The 12,459-nt window shown below is 71.4% G+C and carries 9 protein-coding genes; 3 read left to right on the top strand and 6 right to left on the bottom strand.

The features are described from left to right. Window positions 1-47 precede the first annotated feature (47 nt). The 6 genes from secA to ABD327_RS26615 all read right to left on the bottom strand — a co-directional run bounded on the left by secA (window position 48) and on the right by ABD327_RS26615 (window position 8,072). Window positions 48-2,810: a preprotein translocase subunit SecA gene (gene secA, locus ABD327_RS26590; RefSeq protein ID WP_344453949.1), complete on the bottom strand. Its 2,763-nt coding sequence runs from the start codon at window positions 2,808-2,810 to the stop codon at window positions 48-50. Window positions 2,811-3,022: 212 nt separating this feature from the next. Beyond that, the gene (locus ABD327_RS26595; RefSeq protein ID WP_344453951.1) at window positions 3,023-4,315 is read right to left on the bottom strand and encodes a DUF58 domain-containing protein; all 1,293 of its coding nucleotides are present in this window, start codon (window positions 4,313-4,315) and stop codon (window positions 3,023-3,025) included. Continuing rightward, window positions 4,315-5,295 carry an AAA family ATPase gene (locus tag ABD327_RS26600; RefSeq protein WP_344453953.1) on the bottom strand — a complete coding sequence of 327 codons (981 nt, stop codon included), beginning with the start codon at window positions 5,293-5,295 and terminating at the stop codon, window positions 4,315-4,317. The genes ABD327_RS26595 and ABD327_RS26600 overlap by 1 nt, the downstream gene beginning before the upstream one ends. Continuing rightward, window positions 5,292-6,476, bottom strand: a complete 1,185-nt coding sequence (locus ABD327_RS26605) for a DUF4350 domain-containing protein (RefSeq protein WP_344453955.1) — start codon at window positions 6,474-6,476, stop codon at window positions 5,292-5,294. The genes ABD327_RS26600 and ABD327_RS26605 overlap by 4 nt, the downstream gene beginning before the upstream one ends. Beyond that, a complete protein-coding gene (locus tag ABD327_RS26610; protein WP_344453957.1) occupies window positions 6,473-7,093 on the bottom strand; it encodes a DUF4129 domain-containing protein in 621 nt (206 codons plus the stop codon). The genes ABD327_RS26605 and ABD327_RS26610 overlap by 4 nt, the downstream gene beginning before the upstream one ends. Before the next feature lie 7 nt (window positions 7,094-7,100). Continuing rightward, window positions 7,101-8,072, bottom strand: a complete 972-nt coding sequence (locus tag ABD327_RS26615; RefSeq protein ID WP_344453959.1) for a glycerophosphoryl diester phosphodiesterase membrane domain-containing protein — start codon at window positions 8,070-8,072, stop codon at window positions 7,101-7,103. A gap of 227 nt (window positions 8,073-8,299) precedes the next feature. Between ABD327_RS26615 and mtrA the strand changes: the two genes are divergently transcribed. From mtrA to ABD327_RS26630, 3 genes are read left to right on the top strand one after another with little or no spacing between them, the layout of a single operon-like run. Further along, window positions 8,300-8,977 carry an MtrAB system response regulator MtrA gene (gene mtrA / locus ABD327_RS26620; RefSeq protein WP_106397618.1) on the top strand — a complete coding sequence of 226 codons (678 nt, stop codon included), beginning with the start codon at window positions 8,300-8,302 and terminating at the stop codon, window positions 8,975-8,977. 44 nt (window positions 8,978-9,021) lie between these two features. Continuing rightward, window positions 9,022-10,602: an MtrAB system histidine kinase MtrB gene (mtrB, locus tag ABD327_RS26625; protein ID WP_344453961.1), complete on the top strand. Its 1,581-nt coding sequence runs from the start codon at window positions 9,022-9,024 to the stop codon at window positions 10,600-10,602. Then, window positions 10,599-12,386, top strand: a complete 1,788-nt coding sequence (locus tag ABD327_RS26630; RefSeq protein WP_344453963.1) for an LpqB family beta-propeller domain-containing protein — start codon at window positions 10,599-10,601, stop codon at window positions 12,384-12,386. The genes mtrB and ABD327_RS26630 overlap by 4 nt, the downstream gene beginning before the upstream one ends. The last annotated feature ends 73 nt before the right edge of the window (window positions 12,387-12,459 follow it).

The raw sequence follows: 12,459 nt of genomic DNA on the forward strand, positions 1-12,459 counted from the left end.
CGTCCGGGAAGGACGGGCGGCGGTCGGTGGAACGCGCCTGGGAGGCGTCAGCGGCGGCCGCCGTGGCAGCGCTTGTACTTCTTGCCGCTGCCGCAGGGGCACGGGTCGTTGCGGGAGACTTCCTTGTCGCCGATGGCGTCGGGGGCGTCCTCCACATGGTGCTCGACGCCGCCGCCCTCGGCCGGGCCGGAGAAGTCGAGCTTGCCGGTGTCGGGCTTCTCCAGGGACGGGCCGCCGGTGGTGGCGGCGACGGCGACCGGAGCGACGCCGACCTTGGCGGCGGGCTGCTCCTCGACCTCGACCTCGAGGTGGTAGAGGTAGCCGACCGACTCCTCCTTGATCGCCTCCATCATCGAGGCGAACATGTCGTAGCCCTCGCGCTGGTACTCCACCAGCGGGTCGCGCTGCGCCATGGCGCGCAGGCCGATGCCCTCCTGGAGGTAGTCCATCTCGTACAGGTGCTCGCGCCACTTGCGGTCCAGGACGGTCAGCACGACGCGGCGCTCCAGCTCGCGCATGACCTCCTCGCCGAGCTCGGCCTCGCGCTTGTCGTAGCCGGCCTGGGCGTCCTCGCGGATGCGGTCGGCGATGCCCTCGGCGCTGAGGTTCTGCACCTCGCCGCCGGCCTCCTCGACCACCTCGTCGACGGTGATGGAGACCGGGTAGAGCTGCCCGAAGGCCTTCCACAGCTTCTCGAGGTCCCACTCCTCGGCGAAGCCCTCGGCGGTGGCGCCCGCGACGTAGCCGTCGATGACCTCGTCGATCATGTGCCGGATCTGCTCGCGCAGGTCGGCGCCCTCCAGCACCCGGCGGCGCTCGGCGTAGATCACCTGGCGCTGGCGGTTGAGGACCTCGTCGTACTTCAGGACGTTCTTGCGGATCTCGAAGTTCTGCTGCTCGACCTGGTGCTGGGCCGACTTGATCGCGGACGAGACGATCTTGGCCTCGATCGGCTGGTCGTCCGGGATGTTCAGCCGAGTCATGATCATCTCGACCCGGGCGGAGTTGAACAGCCGCATCAGGTCGTCCTCCAGCGACAGGTAGAACCGGGACTCGCCCGGGTCGCCCTGACGGCCGGAGCGGCCGCGCAGCTGGTTGTCGATCCGGCGGGACTCGTGGCGCTCGGTGCCCAGCACGTACAGGCCGCCGGCCTCGGCGACGATCTCGTGCTCGCCCTTGACGTCCTCCTTGGCCTTCTCCAGCGCCTCGGGCCAGGCCGCCTCGTACTCCTCGGGGGTCTCCAGCGGGGACAGGCCCCGGCGGTGCAGCTCGAGGTCGGCGCGGAACTCGGGGTTGCCGCCGAGCATGATGTCGGTGCCTCGGCCGGCCATGTTGGTGGCCACCGTGACCGCGCCCTTGCGCCCGGCCTCGGCGACGATCGCCGACTCCCGCTCGTGGTGCTTGGCGTTGAGCACCTCGTGCGGGATGCCGCGGCGGCGCAGCATCTTGGAGAGCTTCTCGGACTTGGCCACCGAGGTGGTGCCGACCAGGACCGGCTGGCCCTTGGCGTGCCGCTCCTCGATGTCCTCCACGACCGCCTCGAACTTGGCGTCCTCGGTCTTGTAGACCACGTCGGCGACGTCGAGGCGCAGCATCGGGCGGTTGGTCGGGATCGGGATGACGCCGAGCTTGTAGATCTTGTTGAACTCCGACGCCTCGGTCTGCGCGGTGCCGGTCATGCCGCCGAGCTTGCCGTACAGGCGGAAGTAGTTCTGGAGGGTGATCGTGGCGAGCGTCTGGTTCTCGTCCTTGATCGCCACCCCCTCCTTGGCCTCGATGGCCTGGTGCATGCCCTCGTTGTAGCGGCGGCCCTGCAGGATGCGCCCGGTGAACTCGTCGACGATCAGGACCTCGCCGTTCATGACGACGTAGTCCTTGTCCTTGCGGTACAGCTCCTTGGCCTTGAGGGCGTTGTTCAGGAAGCCGACCAGCGGGGTGTTGACCGAGTCGTAGAGGTTGTCGATGCCGAGCCAGTCCTCGACCTTCTCGACCCCGGACTCCAGGATGCCGACGGTGCGCTTCTTCTCGTCGACCTGGTAGTCGCCGTCGTCGGACTCCTTGTCGGAGGCCTTCTTCAGCCGGGGGACGATCTTGGCGAACTCGGCGAACCACTTGGAGTTCTGGTCGCCGGGGCCGGAGATGATCAGCGGGGTGCGGGCCTCGTCGATCAGGATGGAGTCGACCTCGTCGACGATCGCGAAGTAGTGGCCGCGCTGGACGCACTCGTCCAGCGACCAGGCCATGTTGTCGCGCAGGTAGTCGAAGCCGAACTCGTTGTTCGTGCCGTAGGTGATGTCGGCGTTGTAGGCCCTGCGGCGCTCCTCCGGGGGCATGTTCGCCAGGATCACGCCGACCTCGAGGCCGAGGAACTGGTGCACGCGGCCCATCCACTCGGCGTCGCGCTTGGCCAGGTAGTCGTTGACCGTGATGACGTGCACGCCCTTGCCGGCCAGCGCGTTGAGGTACGCCGGGAGCACGCAGGTGAGGGTCTTGCCCTCACCGGTCTTCATCTCGGCGATGTTCCCCAGGTGCAGCGCGGCGCCGCCCATGACCTGGACGTCGAAGTGCCGCTGGCCCAGCACCCGGCGGGCCGCCTCGCGGGCGGTCGCGAACGCCTCGGGCAGCAGGTCGTCGAGGGTCTCGCCGTCGGCCAGGCGTTCCCGGTAGACGTCGGTCAGCCCGCGCAGCTGCTCGTCCGTCATGTCGGTGAAGTCCTCTTCAATGGAGTTCACCTGGTTGGCGATCCGCTTGAGCTTGCGCAGGACCTTGCCTTCGCCGGCGCGAAGAATCTTGTCGATGACAGCTGGCACTCTCGGAAGCTCCTTGCAGATCGGATAGCCGCACGTGGGTGGGAACCCCTGTCGCGCATACCACTCTTAGCCTGTCCATCCTAAGTGAGGTCCAGGATGGTGCAGGTCACCCTCGCGCGCAATTCGTTCCTGTGGACGAACGGACCGGCGGCGGGCACGGTTCCCGGCCTTTCACCCTGCCCGCGCCGTCCGGTGGCCGCTTACGGTCAGTATCACAGACGCCCGGCCGCCTTCAACGCCAGATAGGCGTCGGCCAGGGCCGGGGCCAGCGTCTCCGGCGGGGCGTCCACCACCTCGACCCCGTATCCGCGCAGCTCCGCGGTGATCCTCCGGCGCTCGCCGCGCGCCCGCTCGGCCGCCGCCGCGTCGTAGACGGCCGCCAGGTCGCCGCGGGCCGCGGCCATCTCCTCCACCCTCGGGTCGGAGACCGCGGCGATCATCACCAGGTGCCGGGCGGTGAGCCGCGGCAGCAGCGGGATCAGCCCCTCCTCCAGCGCCGCGGCGTTCAGCTCGGTGAGCAGGACGACGAGGCTGCGCTGGCGGGACCGGGCCAGCAGCGCCGAGACCATCCCCGACGCGTCCGACTCGATCAGCTCGGGCTCCAGCGGGGCCATCGCCTGCACCATCGCGGGCAGCAGCTCCGTGCGCGGCACCCCCTCGACCCTGGCCCGCACCCGCCGGTCGTAGGCGAGCAGGTCCACCCGGTCGCCGGCCCGCGAGGCCAGCGCGCCCAGCAGGAGCGCCGCGTCCATCGAGCAGTCCAGCCGGGGGATGTCGCCGACCCGCCCGGCCGAGGTGCGGCCGGTGTCGAGGATGAGGAAGATCCGCCTGTCCCGTTCCGGACGCCAGGTCCGCACGACGACGTCGCCGCGCCGCGCGGTGGCCCGCCAGTCGATCGACCGCACGTCGTCGCCGGGGACGTACTCGCGCAGGGAGTCGAACTCCGTGCCCTGGCCGCGGATCAGCGCGGCGTGCTGGCCCGTCAGCTCCCGCAGCTTGCGGAGTTTCGCGGGCAGATGCCGACGAGAGGGAAACGCCGGGAGGACCCGGACCGTCCACGGCGAGGGCCGCGTCAGCTGCCGCGCCGCCAGCCCGAGCGGGCCGGTGGAGCGCACGGTCACCGACACCGGCGACCTGTCGCCGCGCCGCGTCGGGGTCAGCGTCAGGTCGATCCGCCGCCGCTCTCCCGGGGGCAGCGCGACCGCGGCCGTCCGGGGCGAGGCGCCCGCGCTCGGCGGCCAGGCGTCGCGCACCACCGCGCGCACCCGCCTCGTGCCGGGGTTCTCCACGATCAGGCTGACGGAGGCGGACTCCCCCAGCCGCACGTTGGTGTCGCCCGAACGGTGCAGCACCAGCCTGCGGACGTTCCCCGCCAGCGCGAAGTCCATCGCCACGGCCGCCGCGAGCACTCCGGCGATCGCGCCGATGACCCATCCATGCGGGAAGAACAGCGGCAGCACCGCGGCCAGCAGCGCCAGCAGCCCGACCCGTCCGGTGAGCGCCATTACCGCGGCGTGGGGACGGTCGTCAGCACCCCTTCGAGGACCCCGTCCGCCGTGGCGCCTTCGAGTTCGGCCTCCGGACGGAGCTGGATGCGGTGCCTCAGGGTGGGCCGTGCCAGCGCCTTCACGTCGTCCGGGGTGACGTAGTCGCGTCCCGACAGCCACGCCCAGGCCCGCGAGGTGTTCAGCAGCGCGGTCGCGCCGCGGGGGGACGCGCCGAGCTGCAGCGAGGACGACTCCCTCGTGGCCCGGCAGAGGTCGACGATGTAGGCGACGACCTTCTGATCCACGTGCAGGCTCCGGACGGCCTCGCGGCCGGCGTCGAGGTCGACGGCGCCCGCGACGGGGTTGATCTCCGACAGGTCGCGCGGGTCGAAGCCCGTCGCGTGGCGCTGCACCACGCCGATCTCCTCGTCCCGGGTGGGCAGCGGGACCGTCAGCTTCAGCAGGAACCTGTCGAGCTGCGCCTCGGGCAGCGGGTAGGTGCCCTCGTACTCGATCGGGTTCTGGGTGGCGCAGACGACGAACGGGTCGGGCAGCGCGAACGGCGTGCCGTCCACCGTCACCTGCCGCTCCTCCATCGCCTCCAACAGCGACGCCTGCGTCTTGGGAGGCGTCCGGTTGATCTCGTCGGCCAGCAGCAGGTTGGTGAAGACGGGCCCGCGGCGGAACTCGAACTCCGCCGACTTCGTGTCGTAGATCAGCGATCCCGTCACGTCGCCGGGCATCAGGTCGGGCGTGAACTGCACCCGCTTGAAATCCAGGTCCAACGCCTGCGCCAGCGTCCGCACCAGCAGCGTCTTGGCGACTCCGGGCACTCCTTCGAGCAGTACGTGCCCCTTGCACAGCAGCGCGATCACCAGCCCGGTGACCACCGCGTCCTGCCCGACCACGGCCTTGGCGACCTCCCCGCGCAGCGCGGCGAGGGAACGCCTGGCATCCGGCACGGAAAGCCCCGTGTCGATCACTGTCTCGTCACTCATCGAAGTCGTTCCTCTAGATCGTCCAGAAGGTCGGTCAGCCGGACGAGTTCCGTGTCGTCCACAGGATCAGGACCGTACAGCGCCCAGGAGGCGGTCTGCTGGTCCCACCCTGCACGTGATGTCACCAAGGTAATGATCTGTTGTGATCTGGCGGGATCCGCGGCGGCGCTGCGCGGGAGTCCCAGGAGGGGCACGAGGCGTTCGCGGGCCGACTCGCGCAGCGCCAGGGCCGCCCTGTCGCGGGCCCGCGCGGCGCGGTAGAGGCGAGACCTGCCCTCGACGGTCTCGGCCGAGCGGACGGCCACCGGCAGGCGTTCGATCACCACGGGGCCGAGGCGGCGCATCCGCCACAGGGCCAGCAGCACCGCCGCGACGAGCAGCTGCCAGAAGAAGAGGGAGACGCCGGGCGGGATCAGCTCGGTCAGGCTCTTGTCACCGGCCTCCTCCTCGGAGGGCAGGTCCGGCATCAGCCAGATGACCCGCGGGTGTCCGTCGAGGAGGTTCATGCCGAGAGCCGCGTTGCCCTGCTCCCGCAGCTCGCCGTTGACGAGGGGCTCGCCGGAGCCCAGCACCGTGATGGTCCTGGGCCCGGGGATCCGGACGAGTCTGGGCAGCTTCTCGTCCCCCGCCGGGTAGCAGGAGAGCGCCCCGCCCGGAGCCGTGAAGACCTGGGAGGTCCCGAAGGAGACGGTCCCGGCGGCCCGCGCCTCGGCGAGCGAGCAGGCCGGCTCGGCCTCCCCTTCGCCGGCCGTGGCGCGAGAGACGCCCGGCGCGAGCCGTTCCAGCGCGGCGTCCGTCGGCTCCACCAGCAGCAGATCGGCGGACGCGCGGGACAGCCTCCTCAGGTCGCCGCCGGTGAGCCGCTCACTCCGGACGACCACCAGCAGGTCGTCGCTGTCCCCGAAGGCGCCCAGTGGCTGCGCCTCGCGGACCGTCCTGATCTTGATCACCGGCGTCCCGTTCTGGCGCGTGATCTCCGCCAGGGCCCGGCTGCCGGTGTCCGCGGGGGACTCGGGGTCGAGGTACCCGCCGGTCGCCTCGGGGCGGAGCGCCGCCAGCAGGACCGCGACCACGACCAGGGCGAGGACCGGCAGAACGATCCCGCGCCAGCGCCGCACCCGCCGGCCGGCGACCTGCGCGGTGCTCTCCGCGTGCGCCGCGTTCACCGCAGTCTCCGTCACACCGCCTCCAAGGGCCGGGGCCTGGCGGCCCGGACGGCCCGGTCCAGGTCGGTCAGCAGCCGGTAGCCCTCGGCGGTGCCCGGCCTGTCCCCGTACCAGACGTCGTCGAACACCCGCACTCCCGGCGCGAGGTCGACCGGCAGGACGGCGGCGGCCTCGGCTGCCAGCTCCTGTGCGGTGCGCCCGGGCCTCGGGTCGAGGATCGCGCGCTCCTCCAGGTCGCGGGCGATCGCCCGCAGCCGCTCCCTGATCGCCTCGGCCCAGCGGCCCTCCGCGGCGTGCGCCTCGGCCGCCGTGCGGTGGTCGAGCGCCCGGGTCGGCACGTCCTCCAGGAGCGCCTTGCCGGACCTGACGTTGCCGCGCCCGCGCATCCACCACCACACCGCGGCGATCAGCACGACCGCCAGCAGGAGCAGGATCACCAGGGTGAACGAGCCGCCCCCGGTGCCCGGGCCGGGCTTCGGCGGGTCGGGCATCAGGTCCTTCAGCCACTCCTTGATCCGGTCGAGCGCGTCGTCGAGGAAGGAGGGCCGGTCGCGGTGGTAGACGGGCTTCTCCAGCTCGTCCTCGGCCATCCGGCGCGCCGTCTCCCGGTCCACCGGCTCCCAGAGGCTCATCGGGCTCCTAAAGATCACGCGGCCTCGCCCACAGGGCCAGGAAGTCCTCGTCGGGCACCTCGTCGCGCTGCTGGAGCTCCAGGTCCAGGCCCTCGCGCCGGTGCCGCCGGTCCAGGTAGAGCAGGACGATCACAGCCGCGTCGAACGGCGCGACGACCGTCCAGGACGCGATCTGACCGAGGGTATCGACGGCCAGCATGGCGACCGCCTGCCAGCCCTGCGGCTCGGCGCCGAAGAACAGCAGTCCGCCGACCAGGAACGGCACCCGCAGGATCAGCCCCATGAAGGCGGTGAGGACCACGGTGAGCAGGAGGATCAGGAACGTCCGCCACCACTGCCCGCCGACCAGCCGCGCGGACGCGGTGAAGGCCGCGGTGACGCCGCCGCGCTCCAGCACGACGGCGGGCGCGGCCAGCACGTACCGCGTGTAGAGCCAGACGGCGACCGCCAGCGCCAGCGGGAGGCCCAGGACGCCGAGCAGCACGGCGACCCCCGTCGAGCCGCCGGTGCCCGCCACCGCGACGAACGGCGCCAGCGCCGGCGCGCCCAGCAGGGGCACGCCGAGCCCGAGCGTCGCCGCCACCGCGGCGAGGCCCTTCAGCCTCGGCCGCGCGTCCCCCCAGACGCCGCGGAAGGTGACCTGCTGCCCGAAGAAGGAGCGGGCGACGGCCGGGGCCAGCAGTCCCGCCAGCGCCAGGACGATCAGCGCGGACGCCACCGCGCCGACGCCGGCGAGCGTGAACTGCTCGCCCACGGAGCGGAGGAGGAGGTTCGGGGTGTACTCGTCGGAGCCCCCGATGAAGAAGTAGCCCGTGACGGTCACCAGGACCTGGAGGACGGCCACCATCGCCGCGGCCGGGCCGAGCACCGCGCGCGGGGACCGGCGCAGCACGGCCAGCGCCGCGTCCAGTGTCTCGGACACGCTGAGCGGCCGCAGCGGGATCTCCCCGCCGAGCAGTTCGGCCCGGTCGACTCGCACGGGGGCCATCCTGCCATGTGTCCTTATATCCAGGAGATTCCCAACACCCGTCCCCCTCCTCAGGCGGTGCAAATATCGCGTGTCGTAGGCGAACCGGAACGCAGAGTACATGGGGCGGAGAGAGATCGCCTGTGTTTCCCCGATTAGGGACCCCGGCACCGGTAAAACGCGGGTAACCTGGCTCGACTGGCGATGTGGGCCTCCCAACAGAACGGCGATGAGGGCGCATGAGAGGACGTGTACTGGTCGTCGACGACGACCTGGCGCTCGCAGAGATGCTCGGCATCGTGCTGCGCGGCGAGGGCTTCGAGCCGTCGTTCGTTCATGACGGCGACAAGGCTCTCGAGGCGTTCCGGGAGACCCGGCCCGACCTCGTGCTGCTGGACCTGATGCTTCCGGGGGCGGACGGCATCGACGTGTGCCGGCAGATCAGGGCCGAGTCGGGCGTGCCGATCGTCATGCTGACCGCCAAGAGCGACACCGTGGACGTGGTGCTCGGTCTGGAGTCGGGCGCGGACGACTACGTGGTCAAGCCCTTCAAGCCCAAGGAGCTGGTGGCCCGGGTGCGCGCGCGGCTGCGTCGCACCGACGAGCCGGCCCCCGAGACCCTGCAGATCGGCGACATCTCCATCGACGTCGCTGGCCACTCGGTCAAGCGCGGCGACAAGCACATCCCGTTGACCCCCCTGGAGTTCGACCTCCTGGTGGCCCTGGCCCGCAAGCCGCGCCAGGTGTTCACCCGCGAGGTCCTGCTGGAGCAGGTGTGGGGCTACCGGCACGCGGCCGACACCCGGCTGGTCAACGTGCACGTCCAGCGACTCCGCGCCAAGATCGAGAAGGACCCGGAGCGTCCGGAGATCGTCGTCACCGTACGAGGCGTGGGTTACAAGGCCGGCCCTGCCTGACCTCCGGCGATCCGGCGTTCCCCCCGCCCGGCGAAGGGCCCCCCATGAAGACCACCCTCCTTCGGCTCGTCCGCGGGTCGTGGCGCCGCTCGTACGTGCGGTGGCGCAGATCCATCCAGGTCCGCGTGGTCACCACGACCCTGCTGCTCTCGACGATCGTCGCCGTCGTCCTGGGCGTCTTCCTGATGCAGCAGATCACCACCGCGCTGCTGGAGAGCCGGGGCGAGTCCGCGGTCCAGCAGCTCAACGAGGGCCTGGGCATCCTCAAGCGCGTCCAGGGCGACCGGATCCCCGAGAAGGTGGCCAGGGAGCTCGCGGCGCGCAGCGGCCCGTCCGGACGCTATGAGGTGTACCTGCGGGACACCAACGAGAAGACCAACGGCGGGCTGCCCACCAACGACCTCGACCCCGTGAGCGTCCCGCGGCAGCTCACCGAGGAGATCAACGCCGAGCCCGGCGCCAAGATCTGGCGGATCGGCACGCTCGTCCGGCAGTACCACGACGACGAGGCCGCGCTGATCGCCGGCGCCAAGGACGGCCCGTACGAGCTGTACTACCTGTTCCCGCTCAAGCAGGAGCAGCGCACCCTCGTCTTCGTCCAGCGCACCATGGTCGGCGTGGGCGTCACCCTGGTGCTGCTGCTCGCCGCGATCGCCTCGGTGGTGACCCGGCAGATCGTCATCCCGGTGCGGCTGGCCGCGCAGTCCGCCGAGCGGCTGGCCGCCGGGCGCCTGGAGGAGCGCATGAAGGTGCGCGGCGAGGACGACCTGGCCAAGCTCGGCCGCTCCTTCAACGACATGGCCACCACCCTGCAGGAGAAGATCTACGAGCTGGAGGGGCTGTCGCAGGTGCAGCGCCAGTTCGTCTCCGACGTCTCGCACGAGCTGCGCACCCCGCTGACCACCATGAAGATCGCCGCGGACATGCTGTACGAGAACCGCGAGGACTTCCAGGCGATGGTGTCCAGGTCCGCGGAACTGCTGCAGAGCCAGATGGAGCGGTTCGAGTCGCTGCTGGCGGACCTGCTCGAGATCAGCCGGCACGACGCGGGCGCCGCCACCCTGGACGCCGAGTCCGTGGACGTGCGCGAACTGGTGCTGACCGCCGTCGAGGACGTGCAGGACGTGGCGGAGCGGCGCGGCACCAAGGTCGTCCTCAAGCTCCCGGGCGAGGCGTGCATGGCCGAGGTCGACCGCCGCAGGGTCGCCCGGATCCTGCGCAACCTGCTGTTCAACGCCGTCGAGCACGGCGAGGGCAAGGACATCGTCGTCACCGTCGCCGCCGACCGGGACGCGGTGGCGCTGGCCGTCCGCGACCACGGCACCGGCCTGAAACCGGGCGAGTCCCAGATGGTGTTCGACCGGTTCTGGCGGGCCGACCCGTCGCGGGCCCGCACCATCGGCGGCACCGGGCTCGGCCTCTCCATCTCCCGGGAGGACGCCCAGCTGCACGGCGGCTGGCTCCAGGCCTGGGGCGAGCCCGGAGTGGGCTCGCAGTTCCGGCTGTCGCTGCCCCGCAAGGTCGGGGCGGAGCTGCGCGGCTCGCCGCTCCCGCTGGTCCCCGCCGAAGTCGAACTGAACCGGGCGAACCTGGTCGACCTCGCCGATCTGGAGGTCACCGAGTGAAGCGCCTCATCGCCTTGCTCATGGCCGTCTGCTGTCTGACGGGCTGCGCGAGCATGCCGACGGGCAGCGGGATCAACGCGCAGGACAACGGCGAGCGCACCGAGCCCTTCGACGAGCCGTACGTCCGGATCGTCCCCACCGCGCCCCAGGACGGCTGGTCCGCCGAGGAGGTCGTGCGCGGCTACCTCGTGGCGATGGCCAACTTCGACGGCGACCACGAGTCGATGCGCGCCTACCTGGCCGAGGGCGCCGCCTGGAAGCCCCAGGTGCGCCCGCGGGTGACGGTCATGGACGACCCGGAGTCGTCCTCCCCCCTGCTGCTGTCCGGCCCCCAGGAGGACGAGGAGGAAACGGAGACCGTGGTCCGGCTCTTCGGCGACCGGCTCGGCCAGATCAGCTCCTCCGGCCAGTACGAGGCGCTCAACCAGCCCGGGCACGAGGTGACGTTCTTCCTCAGGCAGGTCGCGCCGGGCCGCTGGCGGATCACCGGGCAGCCCGACGAGCTGGTGCTCTTCCGCAGCGACGTCGACCGCGTCTTCCGCACCACGAACCTGTACTACTTCGCGCCGGACCGGCAGTCCCTGGTCCCCGACCCGGTGTTCCTTCCGCTGCTCAACCGCTCCGACCTGCCCAGCCAGCTGGTGAAGTCGCTGCTGAGCAAGACCACTCCGTGGCTGGACGGCGCGGTGGCCTCCTCCTTCCCCGAAGGCGCCCAGTTGCGGGGCAAGGTGCGGCTGGAAGGGGACGTCGCCACCGTCGACCTCAGCCGGGAGGCCGCGTCGGGCGACGTCGACCAGATGTCGGCGCAGCTGCTGTGGACGCTGGGGCAGCTCACCGAGATCCGGGCGATGCGGCTGCGGATCGACGGCCGCGCCCGGCGGACCAGCGACGGCCTGGACGTCCAGGAGAAGAGCCGCTGGACCGACCTCGGCCCCGACGCCCCCAGCAAGGTCACCGGCGAGGCCCAGTACCTGCTGGCCGAATCCGGCCGGCTCGCGCTGCTCCAGGGCAACGTCGCGTCGATCGTCCCGTCGCTGCGCGACCACACGTTCCGGGACACGGCGGTGGCGCTCAACGGCCAGCAGTTCGCCGGGATCTCCGGGCAGACCCTGTACGTGGGGGACCTGAGCGGAGGCGACACGGTCCGGCAGGTGCTGAAGGCCGAGAAGGACGCGACGCTGCTGCGCCCCTCCTGGGATCGTTCCGGGAACCTGTGGATCGTGCAGAACAAGGGCCGGTCGTCCACGGTCTGGCTGCTGGCCCCCGGCCGGACGGAGGCCACGAAGCTGGCCCCCCTGTCGGAGCTGCGGAGCGGCCAGCAGATCAAGGCGCTGCGCGTGGCGCGGGACGGGGTGCGGGTCGCCGCGCTGATCGGCGACCGCTCCCAGACCGAGATCCAGATCGGCCGGATCCTGCCGGACGCGACCGGGAACGGCTCGTACTCGCTGCGCTTCCACTCGATCAACGCCGAGCTCGGCTCGGTCGTCGACCTGGCCTGGCGGGACGCCGACACGCTGGCGGTGCTGGGCACCGCGGGCGCCTCGACGAGCATCCTGCCCTACCTGGTGCCGATCAGCGGCGGGGCGGTCCGGGCGATCGGCGGGAGCTTCGAGGGCACGCCCGTGAGCATCACCGCGGCCCCCGGCAAGGAGATCCTGCTGGGCATCGACCCGGGCAAGCAGAACCAGGCGCCGACCACCTGCCTCCAGTCCCTCAACGAGGACCCCCGCTTCAGCACCTGGGACTGCGGAATCGTCGGCTTCTCCCCCACCTACCCGGGCTGACACGCCCGGGGGACGACCCCCGGACCCCCGAGACCCACCAACCGATCCTCGCTCCGCTGCGGTCGACACGACA

Source organism: Actinocorallia aurantiaca (assembly GCF_039533685.1).
Classification (GTDB): domain Bacteria; phylum Actinomycetota; class Actinomycetes; order Streptosporangiales; family Streptosporangiaceae; genus Actinocorallia; species Actinocorallia aurantiaca.

Bases quoted from the DNA above. Each gene is read 5' to 3' on its own strand.
- ABD327_RS26610 (WP_344453957.1), bottom strand. From the start codon at position 7,093: ATGAGCCTCTGGGAGCCGGTGGACCGGGAGACGGCGCGCCGGATGGCC.
- mtrB (WP_344453961.1), top strand. From the start codon at position 9,022: ATGAAGACCACCCTCCTTCGGCTCGTCCGCGGGTCGTGGCGCCGCTCG.
- mtrA (WP_106397618.1), top strand. From the start codon at position 8,300: ATGAGAGGACGTGTACTGGTCGTCGACGACGACCTGGCGCTCGCAGAG.
- ABD327_RS26600 (WP_344453953.1), bottom strand. From the start codon at position 5,295: ATGAGTGACGAGACAGTGATCGACACGGGGCTTTCCGTGCCGGATGCC.
- ABD327_RS26595 (WP_344453951.1), bottom strand. From the start codon at position 4,315: ATGGCGCTCACCGGACGGGTCGGGCTGCTGGCGCTGCTGGCCGCGGTG.